22 protein-coding genes, 1 pseudogene and 1 riboswitch are annotated in these 24871 nt (G+C 65.0%); of the genes and pseudogenes, 18 read left to right on the top strand and 5 right to left on the bottom strand.

What is annotated here, in order from left to right; translation table 11 throughout:
* Positions 1-78: 78 nt before the first annotated feature.
* The 5 genes from B4383_RS07670 (at position 79) to B4383_RS07650 (ending at position 4631) form a co-directional block, all read left to right on the top strand.
* A complete protein-coding gene (locus B4383_RS07670; RefSeq protein WP_078290261.1) occupies positions 79-843 on the top strand; it encodes a nucleotidyltransferase domain-containing protein in 765 nt (254 codons plus the stop codon).
* 11 nt (positions 844-854) lie between these two features.
* Positions 855-1049 (top strand): hypothetical protein, encoded by a 195-nt coding sequence (locus B4383_RS07665; RefSeq protein WP_078290262.1) that lies wholly within the window; start codon positions 855-857, stop codon positions 1047-1049.
* An 89-nt stretch (positions 1050-1138) separates the two neighbouring features.
* Positions 1139-2179 (top strand): LLM class flavin-dependent oxidoreductase, encoded by a 1041-nt coding sequence (locus B4383_RS07660; RefSeq protein WP_078290188.1) that lies wholly within the window; start codon positions 1139-1141, stop codon positions 2177-2179.
* On the top strand, positions 2176-3288 hold the full coding sequence (locus B4383_RS07655) for an LLM class flavin-dependent oxidoreductase (RefSeq protein ID WP_078290263.1): 1113 nt from the start codon (positions 2176-2178) through the stop codon (positions 3286-3288). Before B4383_RS07660 ends, B4383_RS07655 begins: the two co-directional genes overlap by 4 nt.
* Complete coding sequence (locus B4383_RS07650; protein ID WP_139360614.1) at positions 3288-4631, top strand: NtaA/DmoA family FMN-dependent monooxygenase; 1344 nt, start codon at positions 3288-3290, stop codon at positions 4629-4631. The genes B4383_RS07655 and B4383_RS07650 overlap by 1 nt, the downstream gene beginning before the upstream one ends.
* Here the strand turns inward: B4383_RS07650 and B4383_RS07645 are convergent.
* Positions 4593-5324 (bottom strand): MBL fold metallo-hydrolase, encoded by a 732-nt coding sequence (locus tag B4383_RS07645; RefSeq protein ID WP_078290190.1) that lies wholly within the window; start codon positions 5322-5324, stop codon positions 4593-4595. The genes B4383_RS07650 and B4383_RS07645 overlap by 39 nt on opposite strands.
* A 101-nt stretch (positions 5325-5425) precedes the next feature.
* Between B4383_RS07645 and fgd the strand changes: the two genes are divergently transcribed.
* The 5 genes from fgd to B4383_RS07620 are packed head-to-tail and all read left to right on the top strand — an operon-like array spanning position 5426 to position 13023.
* The gene (gene fgd, locus B4383_RS07640) at positions 5426-6439 is read left to right on the top strand and encodes a glucose-6-phosphate dehydrogenase (coenzyme-F420) (RefSeq protein ID WP_078290191.1); all 1014 of its coding nucleotides are present in this window, start codon (positions 5426-5428) and stop codon (positions 6437-6439) included.
* Positions 6440-6467: 28 nt separating this feature from the next.
* Positions 6468-6818: a nitroreductase/quinone reductase family protein gene (locus tag B4383_RS07635; RefSeq protein ID WP_078290192.1), complete on the top strand. Its 351-nt coding sequence runs from the start codon at positions 6468-6470 to the stop codon at positions 6816-6818.
* 30 nt (positions 6819-6848) lie between these two features.
* Positions 6849-9842 (top strand): glycoside hydrolase family 38 C-terminal domain-containing protein, encoded by a 2994-nt coding sequence (locus tag B4383_RS07630; RefSeq protein WP_078290193.1) that lies wholly within the window; start codon positions 6849-6851, stop codon positions 9840-9842.
* Complete coding sequence (gene pta / locus B4383_RS07625; RefSeq protein WP_078290194.1) at positions 9839-11917, top strand: phosphate acetyltransferase; 2079 nt, start codon at positions 9839-9841, stop codon at positions 11915-11917. Before B4383_RS07630 ends, pta begins: the two co-directional genes overlap by 4 nt.
* Positions 11914-13023, top strand: coding sequence for an acetate kinase (locus B4383_RS07620; protein WP_078290195.1), 1110 nt, complete (start codon positions 11914-11916; stop codon positions 13021-13023). The genes pta and B4383_RS07620 overlap by 4 nt, the downstream gene beginning before the upstream one ends.
* Here the strand turns inward: B4383_RS07620 and B4383_RS07615 are convergent.
* From B4383_RS07615 to B4383_RS07605, 3 genes are read right to left on the bottom strand one after another with little or no spacing between them, the layout of a single operon-like run.
* Positions 13020-15296, bottom strand: coding sequence for a serine/threonine-protein kinase PknG (locus B4383_RS07615; protein ID WP_078290264.1), 2277 nt, complete (start codon positions 15294-15296; stop codon positions 13020-13022). The genes B4383_RS07620 and B4383_RS07615 overlap by 4 nt on opposite strands.
* Positions 15296-16279, bottom strand: a complete 984-nt coding sequence (locus tag B4383_RS07610; protein ID WP_078290265.1) for a glutamate ABC transporter substrate-binding protein — start codon at positions 16277-16279, stop codon at positions 15296-15298. The genes B4383_RS07615 and B4383_RS07610 overlap by 1 nt, the downstream gene beginning before the upstream one ends.
* A complete protein-coding gene (locus tag B4383_RS07605) occupies positions 16276-17604 on the bottom strand; it encodes a hypothetical protein (RefSeq protein ID WP_078290196.1) in 1329 nt (442 codons plus the stop codon). The genes B4383_RS07610 and B4383_RS07605 overlap by 4 nt, the downstream gene beginning before the upstream one ends.
* Positions 17605-17681: 77 nt before the next feature.
* Between B4383_RS07605 and B4383_RS07600 the strand changes: the two genes are divergently transcribed.
* Together B4383_RS07600 and B4383_RS07595 are read left to right on the top strand one after the other, a co-directional pair.
* Entirely contained in the window at positions 17682-18230 is a 549-nt protein-coding gene (locus B4383_RS07600) for an NUDIX domain-containing protein (protein ID WP_078290197.1), read from the top strand.
* A 9-nt stretch (positions 18231-18239) separates the two neighbouring features.
* Positions 18240-18629 (top strand): hypothetical protein, encoded by a 390-nt coding sequence (locus tag B4383_RS07595; protein WP_078290198.1) that lies wholly within the window; start codon positions 18240-18242, stop codon positions 18627-18629.
* Positions 18630-18667: 38 nt separating this feature from the next.
* On the opposite strand, the gene thiE is transcribed toward B4383_RS07595, so the two are convergent.
* Positions 18668-19342 carry a thiamine phosphate synthase gene (thiE, locus tag B4383_RS07590; RefSeq protein ID WP_078290199.1) on the bottom strand — a complete coding sequence of 225 codons (675 nt, stop codon included), beginning with the start codon at positions 19340-19342 and terminating at the stop codon, positions 18668-18670.
* Between the two features lie 24 nt (positions 19343-19366).
* A riboswitch (TPP riboswitch) is annotated at positions 19367-19482 on the top strand.
* Here thiE and thiO point away from each other — a divergent pair.
* The 6 genes and pseudogenes from thiO to B4383_RS07560 form a co-directional block, all read left to right on the top strand.
* Positions 19481-20542 carry a glycine oxidase ThiO gene (gene thiO, locus B4383_RS07585; protein WP_078290200.1) on the top strand — a complete coding sequence of 354 codons (1062 nt, stop codon included), beginning with the start codon at positions 19481-19483 and terminating at the stop codon, positions 20540-20542. Its footprint overlaps the riboswitch before it by 2 nt.
* Entirely contained in the window at positions 20539-20736 is a 198-nt protein-coding gene (gene thiS / locus B4383_RS07580) for a sulfur carrier protein ThiS (RefSeq protein WP_078290201.1), read from the top strand. Before thiO ends, thiS begins: the two co-directional genes overlap by 4 nt.
* A gap of 26 nt (positions 20737-20762) precedes the next feature.
* The gene (locus tag B4383_RS07575) at positions 20763-21524 is read left to right on the top strand and encodes a thiazole synthase (protein ID WP_286143785.1); all 762 of its coding nucleotides are present in this window, start codon (positions 20763-20765) and stop codon (positions 21522-21524) included.
* A 17-nt stretch (positions 21525-21541) separates the two neighbouring features.
* On the top strand, positions 21542-22504 hold the full coding sequence (locus B4383_RS07570; RefSeq protein WP_078290202.1) for an ATP-binding cassette domain-containing protein: 963 nt from the start codon (positions 21542-21544) through the stop codon (positions 22502-22504).
* On the top strand, positions 22504-23256 hold the full coding sequence (locus B4383_RS07565; protein WP_078290203.1) for an ABC transporter: 753 nt from the start codon (positions 22504-22506) through the stop codon (positions 23254-23256). The genes B4383_RS07570 and B4383_RS07565 overlap by 1 nt, the downstream gene beginning before the upstream one ends.
* Positions 23257-23411: 155 nt before the next feature.
* Positions 23412-24776: pseudogene (locus B4383_RS07560) on the top strand (M28 family metallopeptidase); the annotation flags it as partial.
* Positions 24777-24871: the final 95 nt, after the last annotated feature.

Here is a 24871-nt window from a genome sequence, read left to right as displayed (position 1 = left end):
AGTTTAGTGACTTCACTCGCTTGGGTCAAGGACGAATTTCGGTTGCCAATACCAATAGCCCCTGATGAAATTCCCTGCATGATCCACTCCAGTGATGCACACAGGCTCATTGCCGACGCGAACACCGTCCTGCGCGGACAGGTGGGCTCTGGGCTGCACGGCGTCACCACGGGCGACGATGATCGCGACGAGATGGGCGTGTGCATCGAACCCCCGGAATGCGTGATCGGTCTGCGTCGATTCGAGCAGTACATCTTCCGGACGCAACCCGAGGGTGTCAGATCAGGACCGGGTGACCTGGACCTGGTCGTGTACTCACTGCGCAAATGGGCGAGGCTCGCGGCCGCGGGTAACCCGACCGTGTTGCTGCTGCTCTTCATCCCCGATCAGGAGCTCACGGTCAGCACCGACGTGGGACAAGACGTCCAACGGCACCCCGAACGGTTCCTGTCGCGCTTGGCGGGCCGCAAGTTTCTGGGTTACCTGAACTCCCAACGTAGGCGGCTGACTGGTGACCTCTCGCGTCGCACCAATCGGCCCGAGTTGATCGAGCGGTACGGGTTCGATACCAAATTCGCTTATCACGCATTACGTCTCGGCATTCAGGGAATCGAGCTGATGGAGCACGGCAGGATCACTCTGCCCATGCCACAGCCGTACCGAGGCCAGTTGGTCGACGTGCGTCAGGGTAAGTACACGCTGCCCGATGCGCTGGGTTGGCTCGACGAGGTGACGGCACGTTTGGAGTCTCTGACGGCGACCGCGGATCTACCTGAACAGCCGGATCAGGTGGTCATCGACAACTGGCTGGTCCAGACATACCAGCGCCATTGGGAGGCATAGTGGATCCGGATATGAAACTGCCCAGGCAGATTCGCAAGGCGATCGCCGATATCAAGGTGACACTGGACACGATCGACAATGATCCGCATGCGGACAAGGCGCGTTACCAGCTGGACCTGTTGTCGGAGATGGTCTCGCAGCGTCCGGAACGGTTTCAGCCGTGGAGCTACTATCGGCCCCGCGTCGAGGAGGAGTTCGGCGAGTAGGGCCCCTGCGAAGCAGGCAACGCCGGGGCCCTTTTCCTCAGGCTGAGATTAACGCCGTCATTGTGCCGGCCGTAGCCGTTGAAACGGGCGTGACGACACTGCTTGGGCTGGCTCTGGACGGACACGGTTGGCATCCGGACGCGGATAAGCATGCCGGCAATCCCCTGACCGGCAAGTATTGGACCCGGCAGGTGCAGCTCGCCGAGCGCGGGCTCCTGGATTTCGTGACATTCGAGGACTCGTTCGCGCGTACTTCCGGCGGCCGTCTCGACGCGATACTGACCGCCGCGCGCGTGGCCCCGACGACAACGCATATCGGACTCATCCCCACCGCACCGGCCACGCACAACGAGCCGTTTCACATCTCCAAATCGATTGCCACCCTGGATATCGTGTCCGGTGGCCGGGCTGGGTGGCAGGTGACCATCGCCGATACCGGGGACGAGGCGGACGCGTTCGGCCGCACCAAGGTGCTGCCACTGCAAGACCTGCTGGAGGAGGCCGCGGACTCCGTGGAGGTGGTTCGACGGTTATGGGACAGCTGGGAGGACGACGCCGAGATCAGAGACGTGGCGGCGGGGCGCTTCATCGACAGGGACAAGCTGCACTACATCGAATTCGAGGGCCGGTTCTTCTCGGTGAAGGGGCCCTCCATCACGCCCAGGTCCCCGCAGGGGCAATCCGTGATTGCGGCATTGGCGCGCAGCCGCCCCGGGCAGGCCTTCGCCGCCAAGAACGCCGACGTCGTCTTCGTCACCCCGCACGACGGGGCCTCCGCCGCCGAGATCCCCGCCCGCTTGCACAACACGGCAGGTCATCGCGTCATCAAGGTGTTGGCGGATCTCGTGGTCTCATTCGGCCGTGAGGATGAGTTCCATTCGGATGCAGCCATTTTCACAGGCCGAGCCCCCGAGCTGGCCGAACTCATCGCCCAATGGCACGAATGGGGCATCGACGGTGTACGCCTGCGTCCCGCGGTCAATGCGCTGGACGTCCCGGTCATAGTTGACGAACTCGTGCCCCTTCTTCAGGCCCATCACGGGTTCCGCGCCGAGTATGAAAACGGAACGCTGCGCGACCGGCTCGGCCTGCCCACCGCCACCAACCGCTACGCAAGGAAGTCGGCATGAACGTCCCACTCTCGGTTCTGGACTTGTCTCCGGTCAGCGAAGGATCGGACGCCACGGCGGCATTACGCAACTCGATCGACCTGGCCCAGCACGCAGAGCAATGGGGATACCGGCGATACTGGCTCGCCGAGCATCATTTCGTCGCGGTGGCGAGCACTGTTCCCGCTCTGGTCATCGCCCATATCGCCGCCGCCACCCGACGGATCCGGGTGGGTGCCGGTGCCGTTCAGGTGGCCTCGACTACGGCCGCCGCAGTCGTGGAGAGCTTCGGCATCCTCGATGCGCTCTACCCGGGGCGCATCGATCTTGGGCTCGGGCGCACGGGTCATCGCATCAGGGACCGCCTCGCCGGAAACGAGCAGAAGCCCGAACCGGCGCCGGCACATGAGGTAGACGGGTTGTTCATCCCGCAGGCGCCGACAGAGTTCGGCATCAAAGACAACCCAAAGCTGCGGGCCACCGTTGCCGCCCTCCAGCAGCCGGGCGCGCAGCTCGCCGACTTCGACCAGCAGGTGTCCGATATTCAGGCATTCCTCGACGGCACCTATGTCAGCCCGGAAGGTGTTGCGCTGCATATCCGTCCGGGTGAGGGCGCCGATCTTCCGCTATGGCTCTTCGGCTCCAGCAAGGGCGAATCGGCTCTGGTGGCGGCGCGGCGTGGTCTACCGTTCGTGGCGAATTACCATGTCACCCCCTGGTCCACCCTGGAGGCGGTCGAGGCGTACCGCGAGGCGTTCCGGCCGTCGAAAGCGCTGGCCGAGCCGTATGTCATCGTCTCGGCTGATGCCGTGGCCGCCGAGGACGAGCACACCGCCGCCCACCTCACCAGTACGTTTGGCCGCTGGGTGCACTCGATCCGGTCGGGGTATGGAGCCATTCCGTACCCCAATCCCGATGGTGCACAACCACTTACCGAGGAGGAACGCCGTCATTCGGAGGATCGCATCGTCACTCAATTCGTCGGCGATGCCGGTCAGGTCGCCGAGCGGCTGGACACGCTGGCCAGGGTGACCGGTGCCGACGAGCTCGTCATCACCTCCATCACCCACCGGCACGAGGACCGGCGCAGGTCCTACGAACTCATCGCCAAGGAATGGGGGCTGATCTGATGACGGACACCCAAGTCCGGGAAGGCATACACCGCAAGTCGATTCACCTCGCCGCGCATTTTCCGGGGGTTAACAACACCACGGTATGGTCGGATCCCGCGTCGGGGAGTCAGATCGATTTCGCTTCCTTCGTGCATGTGGCGTGCACCGCCGAGCGTGGACTGTTCGACTTCTTCTTTCTCGCCGAGGGCCTGCGATTGCGTGAGCATCGGGGCCGGATCCATGACCTCGATGTGGTCGGTCGGCCCGATACCTTCACGGTGCTGTCCGCGCTGGGCGCCGTCACCGAGCGGCTCGGACTGGTGGGGACCATCAACACCACCTTCAACGAACCCTTCAATGTGGCAAGGCAGTTCGCCTCTCTCGATCATCTGACGGACGGGCGTGCGGGCTGGAACATGGTCACCTCGTCCGATGCATTCACCGGTGAGAACTTCCGGCGCGGCGGTTTCCTGGACCACGCCGACAGGTACCACCGGGCTGAGGAATTCATCACGGTGGCCCGCGAATTCTGGGACAGCTGGGACAACGACATCCACCCGGTAAACCACAAGGGCCCGCAGTTCACCGTCCGCGGTGTGGCGACCGCACCGACATCTCCGCAAGGGCATCCGGTGCTGCTGCAGGCAGGGGATTCCGCGGACGGGCGTGACTTCGGCGCCAAGCATGCCGACGCGCTGTTCACCATCCACTCCTCGATTCCCGCGGGGCAGAAGTATTACGCCGACGTCAAGGCCCGTGCCGTCGCGCACGGTCGAAACCCGGATCAACTCAAGGTCTTTCCGGGCGTCACGTACGTCCTCGGTGATACCGAACAGGAGGCGATCGAGAAGGCGGCGTACATCAGGGACCAGCAGGTGGGCCCGCAGACCGCCCTGGCCTATCTCGAACAGGTCTGGGGTCGTGATCTCTCCGGATACGACCCGGACGGGCCGTTGCCGGACGTGGAGCCGACCGGGGACGAGTCGATCACCCGTGGCAAGGCACGCCACGGCGATCCGCGGGAGATTGCCGCGAAGTACCGGGAGCTCGCGGAGGCCAAGAGCCTGTCGATCCGCGAGCTGATCAAGGAGGTCACCTCGCGCCAGCAGTTCATCGGCACCCCGTCACAGGTGGCGGCGGAGGTGGACCGCTACATCCAGGCCGATGCCTGCGATGGCTTCATCCTTGTCCCGCATCTGACACCCGCCGGGCTCGATGACTTCGTAGACACCGTGGTGCCGCTGCTGCAGGAGCGCGGCGCCTTCCGCACCGAGTACGAAGGTGAGACCCTGCGCGAGCATCTCGGGCTCGACGCCGTCACCTCACTGGCGGAGGGCGATCTCGACCGCGTCGCGCAGTGACCCCGTCCATGCCGGACCGTGCCCGGGAGCCAGCACATCGGCATCTACGTCGGCAAGCGCTTCGGCGCTGCGGCGCGCCTGCTCCATGTCTCTGGTGAATGGTGTGGGCAGCAGCTGAGGTCCCGAACGGGTCGCGATCGGGTGCCCGGTGATGATGGCGTCCCCGACCACCAGTACGTGGCCGGCGACCAGGTACGAGCAGTGACCGCCGGAATGCCCGGGTGTCGGGATGGGCACGGGCGCGCCCGGCAGATCGGCGAGCTCGGGACCGATCGGAGCCGCCGTCGGAATGCCGTCACGGACCCCGGCTCCGAGACGCATCGCGTGGATAACCCACGGCAGCCATCCGGGCCGCCACAGATTCAGCACCACCCTCAAAGATTCGGCCTGATCCACGTAGTCGCGCCGCACATTGCCCAACTCGGCGTTGTGGGCATACACCGGGACGCCATGTTCGGCGGCCCACCAGATCGCCGTCCCCATGTGGTCGATATGTCCGTGCGTGAGTACCACCGCCCGCACGTCTTGAGGTTTGTGCCCCAGCGCCGCAATCGATTTCAGTACGTCGTCACGATCTCCCGGATAGCCCGAATCGAAGAGTGTGACTCCCGAGCTGTCCGATGCGATCACCCAGTTGACCGCCTCCCCGTTGACTACGTGCACGGCGTCGCTGACCTGGGTGATCTCGACCATGAAATAGAGAGTAATGAGTCCTTGGTTAGGGTGGTTGGAGAACTTGCGATGAGCCGCTTGCGCGAAGAGCGGTAAGCACCCTTGAGGCGAGGAGCGCGCGGATGGCACGGGAACTGAAGCTGGGATATAAGGCGTCGGCGGAGCAGTTCGCGCCGCGTGAGCTCGTTGAGTTGGCGGTCGCTACCGAGTCGCACGGTTTTGACAGTGCCACCGTGAGCGATCATTTCCAGCCGTGGCGATACAACGGTGGTCATGCTCCGTTCTCGCTGGCCTGGATGACCGCCGTGGGCGAGCGCACCCAGCGCCTGCAGCTCGGTACCTCGGTGCTGACCCCGACATTCCGGTACAACCCGGCCGTCACCGCGCAGGCCTTCGCCACCATGGGCTGCCTGTACCCGGGCCGCATCTTCTTGGGTGTCGGTACCGGTGAGGCGCTCAATGAGATCGCCACTGGGTTCATCGGTGAGTGGCCGGAGTTCAAGGAGCGCTTCGCGCGGCTGCGCGAGTCCGTCCGGCTCATGCGCGAGCTGTGGACGGGTGAGCGTGTTGATTTTGAGGGCGAGTACTACCGCACCAAGGGTGCTGCCATCTACGACGTGCCCTCCGGCGGCATCCCCGTCTACATCGCCGCCGGTGGCGCCGTCGTGGCCAAGTACGCGGGACGCGCCGGTGACGGATTCATCTGTACCTCCGGCAAGGGCGAGGAGTTGTACAAGGACAAGCTCATCCCCGCCGTCCACGAAGGCGCGGAGGCTGCGTCGAGATCTTTCGACGACATCGACCGGATGATCGAGATCAAGATCTCCTACGACCCGGATCCGGAGAAGGCACTGGAGAACACCCGCTTCTGGGCGCCGCTGTCGCTGACTCCCGAGCAGAAGCACAGCATCCACGACCCCATCGAGATGGAACGTGCCGCCGACGAGCTGCCCATCGAGCAGGTCGCCAAGCGCTGGATCGTCGCCTCCGACCCGGATGAGGCGGTCGCCAAGGTCGCCGACTACGTGGGCTGGGGCCTGAACCACCTGGTGTTCCACGCGCCCGGTCACGACCAGAAGCGGTTCCTGGAACTGTTCAAAAACGACCTCGAACCCCGGTTGCGGAAGCTGGGATGAGCGCTCGCGCGAAGACCGTTAGGCACTGATGAGTTCCCTACTTCGACGCTTTGTCGACGCGGTCAACACCGTGCCGGTGATAGCTCTGAACGTGCCGGGGCTGCGCAGCCTGGCGGGCCGGTACTTCACCGTTGTCACCTACACCGGCCGCCGATCCGGGCAGATCGTCAGCACGCCCGTGAACTACTGGCGCTCGGGAGACGACATCGTGATCTGGGTCGGCATCCCCGAAAGCAAGAGATGGTGGCGCAACTTCCTCGGGGAGGGCAGGCCGCTGCAGCTCCGGCTCAACGGAGTTGATGTGCCCGGTTACGGAATCGCACGAAAAGACGACAGTGGCCGCGTGACGGTGACGGTCCGTCTGGGCGAGAGTGCCTAGAGCGAAATAGTTAGCCGATAGGGTCAGTTCATGCATGACGACCGGCGAATCGTTGAGGACCGCATCCGGCGTTTTGTCGACAAGCGCCTGAACAGTGCCGTCTATGTAGATTCGGCACCGCTGACGCTGACGGCGTGGACCGTGCCCGGGGAGCCCGTGCCGTTCGCCGAGGCGGTGGCGCAGGACTTCACCGAGATCACTCCCGGGACGCCCTGGGGACCACCGTGGTCGACGATGTGGCTGCACGTGACGGGAACCGTTCCGCAGCAGTGGCGCGGTCGCTCCGAGGGTGCCCCGGAGATGAGGGTGGAACTCGGCTTCACCGGAGGACCGGGTTTCAACGCCGAGGGGCTGGTGTACCGGCCCGACGGCACCGTGGTGAAGGGCATCGCGCCGCGCAACGCGTTCGTGCCCATCGACGATCCGGATGCCCCGGTGGACTTCTACATCGAGGCCGCCGCCAACCCGGACATCGGTAAGCACTTCTGGTCACCTATGCCGTTGGGGGACAAGGCCACCTCCGGCGACGAGGCGCTGTATCGGTTGGGTGGTATCGATCTCGCGCTGCGCGACCTGAACCTGTGGGGGCTGCAGCAGGACATCGCCACCCTTGACGGGCTGATGCATACGCTCCCCGAGGATCTGCCGCGCCGACACGAGATCCTGCGCGCCCTGGAACGTGCGCTGGACACGGTGAATCCCGATAATCTCGCGGGCACCGCGGCCGCCGGACGTGCCGAACTTGCCGAGGTGCTGGCGCGCCCCGCGTACGCCAGCGCCCACCGGATTACCGCTGTCGGGCACGCCCATATCGACTCCGCCTGGTTGTGGCCGGTGCGTGAGACGGTCCGCAAGTGCGCGCGGACCTTCTCGAACATGGTCGATCTGATGGACCGGCATCCCGATTTCCGTTTCGCCTGCTCCTCGGCGCAGCAGTACGCGTGGATCAAGGACACCTATCCCACGCTGTTCGCCCGTATCAAGGAGAAGGTCGCTGCGGGACAGTTCATTCCGGTGGGCGGCATGTGGGTGGAGGCCGACACGAACATGCCCGGGGCGGAGGCGATGGCACGCCAGTTCGTGGCGGGCAAGCAGTTCTTTCTCGACGAGTTCGGGATCGATACCCCGGAGGTGTGGCTGCCCGATTCGTTTGGCTACTCCGCGGCCATGCCCCAGATCGTTGCCGCATCAGGTTCGGAATACTTTCTGACACAGAAGATTTCCTGGAACTCGGTGAACCGGATGCCGCATCACACCTTCATCTGGGAGGGGATCGACGGCACCGGCGTGTTCACGCATTTCCCGCCCGTCGACACTTACAACTCCGACCTCGGTGGCGGCGACCTCGCCCATGCCCAGCGCAACTATCGCGACTCCGGTGCGGGCACCATGTCGCTGGTGCCCTTCGGCTTCGGCGACGGTGGCGGCGGCCCCACGCGTGAAATGCTGGCCTATGCCACGCGAAAGCGTTCCCTGGAAGGTTCCCCGACGGTGTCCCTGGGTGCCCCGGCAGAGTTCTTCGCCGCCGCTCAAGCCGAGTACGTCAACCCACCGCGCTGGTCCGGTGAACTCTATTTGGAGCTGCACCGCGGCACCTACACCTCGCAGGCGAACACGAAGCAGGGCAACCGTCGCAGCGAGCACTTGTTGCGTGAGGCTGAGCTGTGGGCGGCCACGGCCACGGTGCGCACCGGCTGTGAGTACCCATACGTCGAGCTGGACGAGATATGGAAGCTGGTGCTGCTGCAGCAGTTCCACGACATCCTGCCCGGCAGCTCCATAGCCTGGGTTCACCGCGACGCCGAGCGGAACTATGCGGCCATCGCGAAAAGACTCGAAACCATCATCGGATCGGCGACGCGGGCCTTGGCGGGTAAGGGTAACCACAGGCTGATCTTCAATGCCGCGCCGCACGATCGCGACGGGGTACCCGCACTGGGCGCTGCCGCCGCTGCCGAGCCGCGGCCGGTCACTCCCGCGAAAACCGGGGGAGGATTCCTGCTGGACAACGGGATTCTCGCCGCTACCTTCGACGCCGACGGGCTGTTGGTCTCGCTCGTCGACGCTGCCACCGGCCGCGAGGCCATGGCCGCCCCCGGGAATCTGCTGCAGTTGCACCGCGATACGCCGAACCAATGGGACGCCTGGGATATCGACGGCTTCTACCGGAACACCGTCACCAATCTCACGTCGGCGGACTCGGTCGCCGTCGTGGACGGCGTGCTGGTCATCGAGCGGACATTCGGTAATTCGTATGTGGTGCAACGGATAACACTGCGGGCAGGGTCGCCCGCACTGGACATCGACATCGACATCGACTGGCACGAAACCGAAAAGTTGCTCAAGCTGGCCTTCCCCTTCGATGTGCAGGCCGACCGGTCGGCATCGGAAACTCAGTTCGGCCATGTATATCGGCCCACGCACGCCAACACCTCATGGGACGAAGCCAAGTTCGAGATATGCGCGCACCGCTGGGTACATGTGGGCGAATCCGGCTACGGGGTGGCGGTGGCCAACGATTCCACCTACGGGTACGACATCAGCCGACGCGGATCCACCACCCTTGTGCGGATGTCGCTGCTGCGCGCCCCGCTCTTCCCGGATCCGGACTGCGACCAAGGACGTCATCGGCTGAAGTTCTCGGTGCGGCCGGGCGCGTTGATCGGCGACGCGGTCGAAGAGGGATATCGGCGCAACCTTGACCCGAGGGTCGTCGACAGCGCGGTAGAGAACATCGAACCGCTTGTCAGCCTGGATAACCCGGCCGTGGTGGTGGAATCGGTGAAGCTGGCGCTGGACGGCTCGGGCGATGTCATCGTGCGGTTGTACGAGTCGCGCGGCGGGCGGGCTGACGTGACCGTCCATGCGAATTTCAGCCACGACGGGGTAGCCGTCACCGATCTTCTTGAGCGGCCGATCGAGTACCCGGATGCGATCAAACTCTGGGTGAGCGATATTCAACTGACAGTGCGTCCGTTCAGGATTCTGACACTGCGATTCACTCGCGTAGGAAGGCGTGCATGACTGAGCCGAAGGCATCGAGTATCTACATTGCCTCGCCCGAAGGAGACACCGGAAAGTCCACCGTCGCACTGGGCGTGATGCATCGGCTGGCCGCAACGGTGGCGCGCGTGGGCGTCTTCCGCCCCATCGCGCGGTCCGGGGAAAGTGTGGACTACATCCTGGAACTGCTGCTGGAGCAGAGCACCGCCGACATCGCCTATGAGGATTGTCTCGGCGTCTCGTACCACGACGTGCACCAGGATCCGGACGCGGCGATCGCCGCGATCGTCGACAGATACCACTCGGTGGCGGAGCGCTGCGATGCCGTGGTGATTGTCGGTAGCGACTACACGGATGTCGCCAGCCCCAGCGAGCTGAGCACCAACGCACGCATCGCCGTCAATCTCGGCGCCCCGGTTCTGTTGATCATCAAGGGATTCGATCGGACTCCCGAGGAGGTGGCTGCTCTTGCCGAGGTCTGCCTCGGAGAGCTCAAGGTTCAGCGTGCGCACACCGCGGCCATCGTCGCCAACCGGTGCGACTCCGATCAGCTGGACGAGGTGCGCCAGGCGTTGTCGCGGTTCGACAAGCCCGCCTGGGTGCTGCCCGAGGTGCCGCTGCTGTTCTCGCCCTCGGTTGAAGAACTCATGACGGCGGTCAACGGCTCGTTGGTCAGCGGTGACGAGGCGCTGATGTCGCGTGAGGCCACCAGCTTCATGGTCGCGGGTATGACGGCCGAACATTGCCTGGAACGACTGCAGGAGGGTCAGGCCGTCATCTTCCCCGCGGACCGTTCCGATGTGCTGGTGGCGGTGGCGAGTGCTCATGTGGCCGAAGGATTTCCGTCACTGTCCGCCATCATTTTGAACGGCGGGCTCAAGCTGCATCCGCGGATCGCCGACCTGGTGGACGGGATCGGGCTGAGGCTGCCGATCATCGCGACGGATTCGGGGACGTTCGAGACCGCGAGTGCAGCGGCGCATGCCCGTGGCCGGGTGACCGTTGCCTCCGCCCGCAAGATCGACACCGCGCTCGCGCTGATGGACAGGTATGTCGACGGTGCGGATCTCATCGCGCAGCTTGCCATCCCGATACCGTCCGTCACCACGCCGCAGATGTTCGAATATCAACTGCTGGACCGGGCGCGAGATAACCGCAAGCGCATCGTGCTGCCCGAGGGCGATGACGACAGGATTCTCAAGGCGGCCGGACGGCTGCTACAACGTCAGGTGGCGGATCTGACAATCCTGGGCGAAGAAGCCGAGATTCGTTCCCGCGCTGCCGAACTCGGTGTCGATATCTCGAATGCCCAGGTCCTCAGCCCGAAGACGAGCGAGCTCGCCGAGCAGTTCGCGGGCCAGTATTTCGAGCTGCGCAAGCACAAGGGCATGACGGCCGATCGGGCGCGCGAGATCATGCGCAACGTCTCATATTTCGGCACCATGCTGGTCTACAACGACATCGTCGATGGCATGGTTTCGGGTGCGGCGCACACCACCGCGCATACCGTCCGACCGGCCTTCGAGATCATCAAGACCAACCCGGATGTTTCTACAGTGTCCAGCATCTTCTTGATGTGCCTGGCCGACCGCGTCCTCGCCTACGGCGACTGCGCCATCGTGCCCGACCCGACCTCCGAGCAGCTGGCCGATATCGCCATCTCCTCGGCGCGGACCGCCGCACAGTTTGGTATCGACCCGCGCGTTGCGATGCTGTCCTACTCGACGGGAAACTCCGGCAGCGGTGCCGAGGTCGAAAAGGTGCGCATTGCCACCGCACTGGTGCGCGCCAGGCAACCGGAGTTGTTGGTGGAGGGTCCCATCCAATACGACGCGGCAGTGGAGCCCTCGGTGGCGGCCACCAAGATGCCCGACTCCCCGGTCGCCGGACGTGCGACGGTGCTGATCTTCCCGGACCTCAACACCGGGAACAACACCTACAAGGCCGTGCAGCGCAGTGCCGGTGCCATCGCCATCGGGCCGGTCCTGCAGGGGTTGCGCAAGCCCATAAACGACCTGTCCCGCGGGGCGTTGGTGGAGGACATCGTCAACACCGTGGCCATCACCGCGATCCAGGCACAGGACCTGACCCGATGAGCGCAGTACTCGTTCTGAACTGTGGCTCGTCCTCGGTGAAATATCAGCTCATCGAACCGGATTCGGGCCGGGTCGACGCCCACGGGCTGGTGGAGCGCATCGGCGAGGAGCCGATTCGTAATCACGAAGAGGCGCTGCGGCTGGTGTTCGACTCCATCGATACCGACGACGTGGAAGTGGTCGGCCATCGCGTGGTGCACGGCGGGCAAAAGTTCCATGAGCCAACGGTGCTCGACGATGCGGTGGTCGCGCAGATCGCCGAGCTGTCCTCACTGGCGCCGTTGCACAATCCGGCCGGTGTGCAGGGCATCGAGGTCGCTCGGCGCCTGCTCCCCGACGTGCCGCAGGTGGCGGTGTTCGACACCGCGTTCTTTTACAGCCTGCCGCCCGCGGCAGCGATTTACGCGCTCGATCGTGAAGTCGCCGAACGGTATGGCGTGCGGCGCTATGGATTCCACGGTACCTCGCATCAGTATGTGTCTCAGCAGGCGGCCGGTTTCTTGGGGCGGGGGTATGCGGAGATCAACCAGATTGTGCTGCATCTGGGCAACGGGGCGTCGGCATCGGCGATTCGTGGTGGCAGCGCCGTGGAAACCTCGATGGGGCTCACTCCGCTGGAGGGTCTCGTCATGGGTACCCGCACCGGTGATATCGATGCCGGCATCGTGTTCCATCTGGCCCGCCATGGCATGAGCATCGACGAGATCGACACGGTGTTCAACCGTCGCTCGGGCATGCTCGGGCTGTGCGGCGCCAACGATTTTCGCGAGATTCATCGGCTGATCGAGGCCGGGGACGCCGCGGCGCAGCTCGCCTACAACGTGTACGTGCATCGGCTCCGCAAGTACATCGGTGCCTACCTCGCGACATTGGGTGGCGCCGACATCATCTCGTTTACCGCCGGGGTGGGGGAGAACGACGCGGTGCTGCGAGCCGACGCGATGGCCGGGCTGGAAGTGCTCGGTATAGAGCTTGATTCCGAGCGGAATCTGGTGCAATCTAGTGAGATTCGCCGAATATCCACCGATGTTTCACGGGTGACGGTGCTGGTGGTGCCCACCAATGAGGAACTGGCCATCGCCAGGGCGGCGGTGGGGCGGCTCTAGAGCAGTGAGGTCGGGCGCGTGGAGTTGGCCAAGTCGACCAGCGCGTAACGGTGGGCTCGTTCGGTGGCCCGGCGTGCCAGTGCCCGCAGGCTTCTCTCGACACCCTGGCGCAGGCCGCGTTTGGTGAACGGAACACCCAGGATGTGGTGTCCCGTCGAATGATTGGTCTTGATCCAGTCCAGTGCAGTCCCGAGCACCAGCGCCCTGATCTGCAGCACGCGCGGCTCGGTCTCGGGTAACGCCTCGACCCTGCGGGCCGCCTCGCGGATATCGTCCTCGGTGACCTCCGAGAGGGTGCGGCCGGACAACAGCGTGACAGCACTGGTGAGGCGCGCGGTGGTGAAATGGCGCGAGGTGGGGGGCACGTTGTCGAGCATGCGTACCGCCTCTGCCCGTTCCCCGCGTGCGGCCAGGGTCCGGGCCAGTCCGTAGCCCGCGGAGATGACGCTGTTGTCGGTGGACCACACGGTGCGGTAGAAGTCGAGATTCTTCTCGTCACTGGCAAGTTCGGCGGTCGCGGCCAGTGCCATCTTGGGGGCTATCTCACCCGGCAGGTAGTCCAGGACGGCGGTGAAATGCTTGGTGGCCTGGTCGTAGTCGCCGTTGAGAAGTGCCGCCATGCCGCGATACCAGGTCAGCCGCCACGGTGTGCCCACCCGGTCTTCGAGCTGATCGAGCTTGCTGTTGGCCTTGGCGACATCGCCCAGATCGAGAAGCGCGCGGGCCTCCATCAGTGGGAGCTCCATCGATTCGGTCAGATCCACACCGTCGGCGTCGATCCGGCCCAGGCGCGCGGCCTTCAGTGATTCGAGGGTCTGGATAGGCTGACTCAGCACGGTTGCCTGCAGGATCGCGGCGCCCACATCGGTGGGATCCAGAAGTGGAACCTGAAGGGCCGTCACGATATCCGGCGCCGTAAGGCTGGGCGGATGGGCCAGCCCATCGACGTACACGTCGGTGTGCGCCACCAGCAGGTCAACCCCGAACGTCGACCGAGACGGGCTGAACAGTGTGGACATACCCGGCCGTGGGGTGCCCGAGTCCAGTGCCACTACCTCGCGAAGCACCCCCACCAGCTGGGTGACCATCTCCTCGGCACTGCCGAATCGCGCGGCGGGATCGGGATCGATGGCCCGGCGTAAGAGCCGGTGGTAGGAGTCGTATTTGGTGAGCACCGGGTCTTCGCCCGGCAAGCCGTCCTTGTATCGGCCCTTGCGGGTGGGCATCCTCAGGGTCAGCACGGCGAGGGTCCGCCCCACCGTGTAGATGTCCGAAGCGACTGTGGGGCCGGTCTTGGAGATCTCGGGTGCCTGATAGCCGGGAGTTCCATACAGGTTGCCGTAGGCGTTCAGCGAGGCCACCGCACCCAGGTCGATGAGTTTGAGTTGCTCCTCGGTGATCATGATGTTCTCGGGCTTGAGATCGTTGTAGGTGAGTCCGACCGAATGCAGGAATCCCAGTGCGGGAAGGATTTCCAGCATGTAGGCGATGGCCTGTGCGACAGGAAGGGTGCTGCCCTTGGGCTGCTTGAGCGAGGTGCCGCCGACGTACTCCATCACGATGTACCCGACCGGGTTCCCATCCTGGTCCGGGTGCTCGACGAAGTTGAAGATCTTCACGATCGAGGGATGCGCCACCTCGGCGAGGAAGCGTCGCTCGGCCATCGCGATGTTCTGTGCCTCGGCGTCGCCGGAGTGCACCAGGCCCTTGAGCACCACCGGCCGGTCGTTCACGTTGCGATCCACCGCGAGGTAGATCCATCCCAAACCGCCGTGGGCGATACAGCCCTTGATGGCGTACTGTCCGGCGATTACGTCGCCCGGATTCAGTTGTGGCAGAAAGGAGAAGGTGGAGCCGCAGGCGGGGCAGGTGCCGTCGCTCTGTGCGGGGCTGCTGTCGGTTGAGCGCCCCACCGGCTTACCGCAGTTCCAGCAGAACCGTTTGGATTCCTCGACAACGGGGTTGGTCATCAAGGCGGCCAGCGGATCGATTTCCGGAACGCGGGGGATCTCGACCAGTCCGCCACCGAGCCGGCGGGTGGGGGAGAGCCGAACCCGGGTGGTGGTGGCGCGGGCCTCGGGCTGGGTGGTGGGTTGTGTCGTGGGCTGAGTGGAGTCCGGTGCGCGGAACACGGCCTGAGTGGCTATGGGCCGCATCGTGGAGGCGGAGTCGGCGTCTAGGTCCGCGAGGGATGCGGGCCGTGTGCCGGGGCCCTCGTCCTCGGGTGCGTTGTTGGCCGGTTCGTCTTCCTGGCCATCGGGATCTTCACTCATCAGTCCCGGTACCTTGCGCTCGGCGGTGCGGGTGCGGGCCCGAGCACGCTCAACCACTTGCGGTACAGGGCATTCCATGTTCCGTCGCGCCGAATGCGCTCAAGGGTGCGATTGACGAACCGGACTAGATCGGTGTTCTCGAGCCTGATGCCGATCCCATACGGCTCATCGCTCATGTTGGGCCCGATGATGTGTAGATAGGGGTCTTGGGACATCAGGCCGGCGAGGATCGAGTCGTCCGTGCTCACCGCATCGACTTGCCGCTGCTGTAGTGCCACAAGGCAATCCGCCCACGTCACCACCGACATGATGACCGGGGGCGGCGTGATCTGCGAGAGCCGGTTCAGGGAGGTGGTGCCGCGCGCGGCGCACACACGTCTGCCGGAGAGGTCCTGTGCGTTGGTGATACCCGAATCGCGTGAGGTCAGAATCCGCTGGTACGTCATCAGGTAGACCGTCGAGAAGTTGACCTCCTTGCGCCGTGCGCAGGTGATGGTCATGGTCTTCACAACGATGTCGACGGTCGAGTTCTTCAGGGCGGCGACGCGATCCGCCGAGGACAGGATCCGGTACTCCACGCGCTCGGGGGTACCGAAGATATCGCGGGAGATCTCTCCGGCGATATCGACGTCGAATCCGGTCAGCTCACCGGTGATCGGGTCGCGGAAGCTGAAGAGGTTACTTCCAATGTCCAGCCCGACGATGAGCCGGCCACGCTTGCGGATCGCCGCGACCGCATCGTCATTGGCGGCCCTGTCATTGGTGGGCCGCAGGCTCGCTGTCGGGTCACATGAGGTGTCCACCTTGTCCAGGAGCGCCCGGTTGGGTTCCTGTTCGGTCATCTCGGCCGGGGTCGGCCTCGGCACGGTGAGTTGCGGCAGCGGGGTGGAATTCTCGGGCGTCGAGCATCCGGCCAGCACGGTGGCGATGAGCGCCAACGCCGCGAGCCTGCGTGCCGTGCCCTGCGACACTTCGCCGCTCATCGGTACTCGCTCAGCCTCGGCCACAGGCCGACTCCCACGCAGATCGCACCGCCCACCGAGAGGATCAATGCTCCCGCCGAGGACAAGGTCAAGGCGCGCTCGGCGTTGAGGACGCCCGAGCGGAGCTGACGCCGGCTGTCCTGCACGCCGTTGCGTAGCGCCGCGTCGAGACTGTCGAAGGCCGGCGTCGAGTCCGATTCACTGCTGCCCAGAGCCACCTGGGTCGCGGCTTGGTAGTTGCCGACGCCGATGTAGGCGTTGATGCGGTCATCCGCCAGTCGCCACCTGGTGAGCAGCTGCTGCGCCCGCTCCAGGTCCGCTCGGGCGATGGCATCCGGATTCGTCAGGTACTCGCCGATCTTGTGTTCCATCTCGTCAATGCGGTCGTAGTACGACTTCTTGCGGACGTTCTCGTCGCCGCGACGGATCAGTGCAAGCGTTTCATCGGCGCGGGCCTGCTGGGCCGAGATGACCAGTTGGGTGATGGTTTTCAGTGAATGAGCGCCGCCATTGCGCGCGTCGGTGCCCAGCGAGGCGGAGACGGCCAATGCGATACCCACCCAAACCACCATAAGCAGTAGCGCCGCGCCACCGGCCAGCATGCCGGGATTGACCATGCGCCGGGTCTTCTTGGACAACCAGCGATGGCCGAAGACTCCGCCGATCATGGTGCCCAGCACGATGACGATCACCGGGAAGGGAACCCGAGTGGATGCGCTCGTCTCCTGGTCGACGCGGTTGGACGTTTCCTCGTAGAGGCGCTGCGCGTCGGGCAGGATCGTGTGTTGCATCAGTGCGGACGCCTCACTCAGATACGAGGCGCCCACGGGATTGCTCGCCCGGTTGTTGGTGCGCGCGGTCTCGACCAATCCGGTGTAGACCGACAGCTCGGCGTTGATCCGGCTCAGCAGCTCCTGCATCGGTCTGTCGGTCAGACCGCTGGAAGCGGCGACAAGCGCGGTCGAGGCATCGGTGATCGCCTGCTCATACCGTTCGCGGACACCCTGCGGTTCGGTGCCCGCGATGAACGCGGTGGTCGCGGCGGCATCGGCGACCGACAGGGTGCTGTACAGCTGTCCGGCCGAGTACGCCAAGGGTTCGGTGTGATTGAGCACCGTGCTCAGGGCGAGTTGCCGGTTCTGCACGCTCGCGGAAGTGGCCACCGCGGACAGCACGCCGGCGGTGGCCAGGACGATACCGAGCATCAGAATCTTGCCGGGTGTGGACTTGAGGAACCACCACCACGGATGAGCCGGCACGACCGGTGTGGTCGCGCCGACGGGCTCGGTCGACGGGTGCGCTAACCGCGTCGTCCCGACAGTCACCTCTTACCTTCCTCTCCCCGGCCTTAATGGAAAGTCTAAGAGCATATTTAGCCTTTGGTGGCTCTACTGTGGACTCTGTGCGTGGCGACGGTGACGGATGGGTTGTCGCTGACACGGGTGCACGATTCTGGGGACGGTTCGGTGCGGCAGGTTTGCTGTTGCGCGCACCACTGGCGAGCGGCCAGCCCGCTGTCCTGCTGCAGCATCGCGCCTGGTGGAGCCATCAGGGTGGTACCTGGGCATTGCCCGGGGGTGCGCGGGACAGCCATGAGTCCGCCGAGCAGGCCGCGCTTCGGGAAGCGGCCGAAGAGGCGGGGATCGCGCCCGGTGCGATGACCATCCGTTCTTCGGTGGTGACGAAACGCATTGATGGTCAGGCGCAGTGGACGTACACCACGGTCGTTGCCGATGCCGCCGAGTTGTTGCCCACGGAGCCCAATCACGAGAGCACCGAGCTGCGGTGGGTGCCCGAGGAAAAAATCGAGGGGATGCGGTTGCATCCCGGGTTCAAATCGGCCTGGCCGATGCTGCGGGTTGTCGAAACGCTTCTGGGGACATCGAATAGCTTCGCCGGGCACGGCACGGTCGAGCTCGAGCCCGGGCGTTTCGCCTGGCAACTGCCCTAGCGTGCGGTTATGCGCATCGAATTTCTTCTGACGTTGGGGATGGTCACGAGCGTTCTGATCGGCGCCTGCAGCTCAGAGAAAGCCGAGAGTGGGCCGGGTGACCGCAACGAGGTGGTGGCGACCGCGCTCACCCGCGTCGAGGCTGACCTAGGTAAACCCGTCAAACTCGACGTGAAGAGGTTCACGAGTGCTGACGACTGGGCGCTCATCGACGGTCAGCTGCAGGACACAGAGGGCACCAACCCAACGGGGTATGAAGGCCTACTCAGAAAGACCGGGCCGAAGTGGACCATTCTCGAGAGCGCGATCGGGCCCACCGAAGTGCCATGGGTGGGCTGGAAGGCGAAGTATCCGGACGCCCCCGCGCAGATCTGGCCCCGACGCTCACGCCGAGCGTGAAGCTACGGCGACGATTCGGCTGAAATTCCGCCGCAGCTTCACACTCGGTGAAGGACCAGCTCGCGAAGCGACGCTGCCGCCGCGCGGGGATCGGCTGCCGCGGTGATCGCGCGGACGACGACGATTCGTGATGCTCCGGCGGCGACCACTTCGGGCACCCGCGCCTCGTCGATGCCGCCGATCGCGAACCAGGGCCGAGAAGCCCCGAGATCGGCCGCTGCTTTCAGCAGACCCAGCCCGGGCGCGGTGCGGCCCGGTTTCGTGGGCGTCGGCCAGCACGGTCCGCAACAGAAGTAGCCGACCTCGTCATCGTCGGCGGCCACCGCGGCCTGGTCGGCGTCATGGGTTGACCGGCCGATCAGCACATCCGGTCCGACGATCTCCCGGGCGACCGAAAGAGGCAGGTCGTCCTGGCCGAGGTGCAGGATGTCGGCCCCCGCTGCCCGGGCGATATCGGCGCGGTCGTTGACCGCAAACAGTGCACCGTGACGGGCCGCGGCGGCACCGAGAATCGCCAGACACTCGAGCTCCTCGCTGGGCTCGAGGCGTCCAAACTGCTGCTCACCCACCGAGCCCTTGTCGCGCAGCTGCACGATGTCGACCCCACCGGCGAGGGCGGCGTCGACGAACTCGGCGAGATCGCCGCGCTCCCGACGGGCATCGGTGCAGAGATAGAGGTGAGCGGACTCAAGACGGGTCGAACGCGGGTGCATAGTCGAAGACGCTAGCGTTGTAGGTGTAAGTAACGCGGGAGCCCCGGGATGAGCGGGCTGAGAGTGGGCCAACGAATCCAGCCCTGACCGTCCGACCTGATCCGGGTCATGCCGGCGAAGGGAGTGACTCCGATTGTGATGTCGTCTCAACAAGGCTCGGTGGCCGTGATCGGCGGCGGTGTCATCGGGCTTTCCGTGGCACGTGAAGCTGCCCGTCGCGGTTGGCGGGTCACCGTTCACGATGACGGCCGCAAGGGCCCGTCATGGGTGGCGGGCGGGATGCTCGCGCCGTACAGCGAGGCGTGGCCCGGTGAGGATGACCTGCTGGATCTGGGTATCGAATCCCTCGGGATCTGGCGGGACGGCTTCATCGACGATGACGTGGAAAGCGCCGTGATCACCGCGCGAGGGTCGCTTACCGTGGCCGTCGACACCGCTGATGTCGGCGAGCTGCGCACGATGATCGACTGGCTGGCCGGGCAGGGCCATACCGTCGCAGAGACCGCCAACGCCCGGGATGTCGAGCCGCTGCTGGCGCAGAACATCCGCCGCGGATTCACCGCGCCTGAGGAACTCGCCGTCGACAATCGCAAGGTGCTGCATGCCCTGACCGACGATTGCGAGGCACTCGGCGTGCGAAGGGGCCCGCCGGTTGCCAAGGTCGATGAGGTGCCCTGCGGCCAGATCGTGGTCGCCAATGGGGTGGCGGCGGCGACGCTCGCGAATCTGCCGGTTCGCCCGGTGAAGGGTGAGGTGCTGCGGCTGCGACGACGTCCCGGTGCGATGCCGCCCCCTACGCATGTCATCCGGGCGCGGGTCCATGGGCGACACGTCTACCTGGTGCCCCGGGAGGACGGCGTCGTCGTCGGCGCCACGCAGTACGAGCACGGCCACGACACCGCGCCGGCCGTGGCGGGAGTGCGAGACCTGCTGGACGACGCGTGCGCGGTGCTGCCCTGTCTGGGCGAGTACGAATTCGCCGAATGCGCGGCGGGTCTTCGCCCGATGACCGAGGACAATCTGCCCTTGGTGGGCAGGATCGATGACCGCACCCTCGTGGCCGCCGGGCATGGCCGGTCCGGATTTCTCCTCGCGCCGTGGACGGCGAAGACAATAGGGGCGCTGCTTGACGGTGGCGAGTCGCCGGCCGCCGTCGATCCCCGCCGGTTCGAGAAGGCACATAGTCAGGAGGCCCGATGAACATTCAGGTAAATGGTGATGCGCGTGAGGTCGCCGAGGGTGCCAACATCTGGCAGCTGCTCGACCAGCTGGGCTTTCCCGAGTGCGGCATCGCGGTGGCCGTCAATCACACAGTGGTACCCAAATCCGACTGGGACACCACCGTTTCCGATGGTGCCCTGGTCGACGTCGTCACCGCGGTGCAGGGGGGATAGGCGCGGTGGTCAGTGCTGACAAGCCGCTGTGTATCGCGGGCCGATCCTTCGGTTCCCGGCTGATCATGGGAACCGGGGGTGCCGCGAATCTCTCGATTCTGGAACGGGCGCTACTCGGTTCCGGTACCGAGTTGACCACTGTCGCGATCCGCAGAGTCGATGCCGCCGGCGGCACCGGAGTGCTGGATCTGCTCAAGCGGCTGGACATCATGCCGTTGCCGAACACCGCGGGGTGCCGGGGTGCGGCGGAGGCCGTGCTGACCGCGCAGCTGGCGCGCGAGGCCCTCGAGACCGACTGGATCAAGTTGGAGGTCATCGCTGACGAGCGCACCCTCCTGCCCGATGCCGTCGAGTTGGTGCGTGCGGCCGAGCAGCTTGTCGATGACGGGTTCGTGGTACTGCCCTACACCAACGATGATCCGGTGCTGGCTCGCAGATTGGAAGACGTGGGATGCGTGGCGGTGATGCCGCTCGGGGCCCCCATTGGTACCGGGTTGGGCATCACCAACACACATAACATCGAGATGATTGTGGCGTCGGCGGGAGTGCCGGTGATCCTGGACGCGGGAATAGGCACCGCCAGCGACGCCGCCCTCGCGATGGAACTTGGCTGCGATGCCGTGCTGCTCGCGACGGCCGTGACCCGCGCTGCCGATCCCGAACGCATGGCCGCGGCGATGGCGGCGGCCGTGACCGCCGGCCACCTCGCCCGTCACGCTGGTCGCATACCCCGCCGTTTTTGGGCGCAGGCCTCCAGTCCGGATCCGGACGGAAGCACGCAGCAATAGCTGGCATAGTGGGCCGCATGATCGAACTGCGGTCGCTGACCAAGGTGTATGGGCAGACCCCGGCGGTCGACGACCTTTCGGTCACCGTCGAGCCGGGCGTCGTGACCGGGTTCCTGGGCCCCAACGGGGCAGGTAAGTCGACCACGCTGCGCATGATCGTCGGGCTCGCACGTCCCACCTCCGGGACGGCGACGATCGGCGGTAAGCAGTACCACGAGATCGACCATCCGCTTCGCGAGGTCGGTGCGCTGTTGGATCCCAAGCAGTTTCACCCCAACCGGTCGGCACGCAACCACCTGCGATGGATCGCCGCCGCCAATGACATTCCCTCCCAACGCGTGGATGAAGTGCTGGAGATGGTCGGGCTTACCGAAGTTGCCGGTCGGCACGCCGGCACCTTCTCGCTGGGGATGTCCCAGCGGTTGGGCATCGCAGTGGCGCTGCTCGGTGATCCCCGAGTGCTGTTGTTCGATGAGCCCGTCAATGGCCTGGACCCCGAGGGCATCCACTGGATCCGGACGCTCATGCAAAGCCTGGCCGCGCAGGGACGCACGGTGCTGATATCAAGTCATCTGCTGTCCGAAATGGCCAATACCGCAGACCAATTGGTGGTCATCGGTCGGGGCCGTCTCATCGCGGCGACGTCCATGCATGAGTTCGTGAGCCGGGCCGGCACCGATGCGGTGCGGGTGCGCAGCCCCCAGATCGACACCCTGCGCGCGGCGGCGGAGGAAAGCGGGTTCTCGGTGCAAGGCAAGGAAGACGGTGTGTTGGAAGTCAGCGGTGCTCTCATCGAGCAGGTCGGCGAGCTCGCGGCACGTCGCGGCGTGACGTTGTACGAACTTTCCCCACAACGGGTTTCGTTGGAGGATGCGTATCTGTCGTTGACCGACGATGCCGTGCAGTACCGCAGCCGGGTTGATGACGCGGCGCCGGAAACCGCGACCGATGTGCCCGCCGACGCGGAGGGTGCCCGCTGATGGGGGTTATCGCGGCCGAACGGATCAAGGTCTGCACCTCTCGCTCGGCAGTGTGGTGCAGCCTGCTCGCCGTGGCATTGGGTTTGGGATTAGCGGGCCTGCAGGGTGGGTCGGCTTCCATATATACGCCGATCTCTGCTGGCGACGCCGCGGGCGGGGCGACCGTTGTCGGGGTCCCGCTCCTGATGGTGCTCGCCGCCATGACGGTGACCAACGAGAACCGAACCGCGATGGTGCGAACCACCTTTCAGGCCACGCCCAACAGGTTGTCGGTCATCGGCGCCAAGGCCCTGGTGGCGGGCCTCTGGGTGGCGGTGGTCACCGCGGTCACCACACTGACCTCGATCGTGTTGGTACGTGCCATGGCTGGTCCGGTGGCGGGTGCGAACCTGGCACTCGACGGACCCGGCGTGTGGAACACGATCGGCGCGGTGACCGTGTACGCGTTCTTGTGTGCCGTTCTCGCGGTAGCAGTGGGAGTGTTGCTGAAGCACACCGCAGGTGCTGTTGCGGTGCTCCTCTTGTGGCCGACGGTGCTCGAATTGATGCTGGGCTGGCTCACTGATGCTGGAAAGGCGTTGCAGCCCTTTCTTCCTTTCGCCAACGGCATCAGGTTTACCGGTGTGCCCTGGTACACCTCGGACGGTGTCGACTTCGTTTGGGGCACGACCGGTTCTCTCATCTACTTTGCTACCGTGGTTGTCATCACGCTCGCTGCGGCCCTGGCCGTGGTGCAGCGACGCGACGTTTAAGGTCGGGACAAGGGAGAACGATGGGGACCAAGCGGGTTGTGTACGCGGTCGCGGTGTCCGCGGCGTGCGCATTGGCGACTGTGACGGCATGCGATCGCGACGGCGGCGAGACGCCCCGCTCGGCGCCCCAGGCGGGATCGCAGGAGGCGGTCAGCTTCGCGCACTCCCTGCACGAGAAGGTGACCGTCGACAATGTCGTGAAGCATCTCTCGGCGCTTCAAGAGATCGCCGACAAGAACAAGAACACCCGGGCAGCGGGTACTCCCGGCTTCGATCAAAGTGTCGATTATGTAGTAAAGGCGCTGAAGGACAAGGGGTTCGACGTACAGACACCCGAGTTCAGCTTCAAGTACTTTCAGGCCAAATCCCTTGAGCTGACGGTCGGCCCCAAGAAGGTTGACGCGGCGGTGCTCTCGTACTCGCCGGGCGGTCAGGTGCAGGGACGATTGGTCGCGGCGCGGGCGGAAGAGTCGCCGGGTTGCACCGTCGAGGACTACAACGGACTGGACATCAAGGGTGCGGTGGTCTTGGTCGACCGTGGATCGTGCCCGTTCTCCGAGAAAGAGAAGGCTGCCGCCGAGCGCGGCGCGGTGGGCCTGATCGTCGCGGACAACGTCGACGAGAGCCAGTCGGGTGGCACCCTCGGTGAGGACTCCGCACCGAAGATCCCCGTGGTGGGCGTCACGAAGTCGACCGGAGCCGATCTGCGGGCACATCCCGATCAGGTTGTTCTGAAGGTCGATGCGGAGACCAAGGACGTCAAGGCGCGCAATGTGATCGCGCAGACCAGGACGGGCGCCACCACGGATGTCGTGATGGCCGGTGCTCACCTCGACAGCGTTCCCGAAGGGCCGGGTATCAACGATAACGGCACCGGTACCGCGGCGGTTCTGGAGACCGCGCTGCAGCTGGGGCCGAGCCCGGACGTCAAGAACGCGGTGAGGTTCGCGTTCTGGGGTGCCGAAGAGGAAGGGCTGATCGGTTCCACCGACTACGTCAAATCACTTGACGTGGAAGCGCTGAAAGATATTGCCCTGTACCTGAATTACGACATGCTCGGGTCCCCGAACGCCGCATACCTCACCTATGACGGCGACCAGTCCGAAGAACTCGACGCGAATGAAGTTCCGGTACGGATCCCCGAGGGGTCGGCCGGTATCGAGCGGACAGAGGTCGCGTACCTCGCCGAGCAGGGCAAGAAGGCCCATGACACCGACTACGACGGCCGTTCGGACTACGACGGATTCAGCAGGGCAGGCATTCCCACCGGCGGCATCTTCTCCGGCGCCGAGGACAAGATGTCGTCCGAAGAGGCGCGGGACTGGGGCGGCAAGGCGGACCAGCCCTTCGATCCGAACTACCACCAGGCGGGCGACACCCTGGCCAACGTGAACAAGGACGCGCTCAAGATCAACGCGGGCGGAGTCGCCTACACGATCGGCCTGTATGCGCAGAGCATCGACGGACGCAATGGGGTGCCCGTTCACGAGGACCGCACCCGTCACAAGCTGAAGGACTAACTGCGGTAACAGGTTCGTTGCAACGCCCCGAAAGGCATTGGGAACCAACGTTGGTGCGGTAGCGTGTGCGATTGCTCGATTCGCACAAGTCCACT

Origin of the sequence: Mycobacterium sp. D16R24 (assembly GCF_002013385.1) — a bacterium.
Classification (GTDB): domain Bacteria; phylum Actinomycetota; class Actinomycetes; order Mycobacteriales; family Mycobacteriaceae; genus Mycobacterium.
This window is presented reverse-complemented; position numbering and strand designations above follow the sequence as displayed.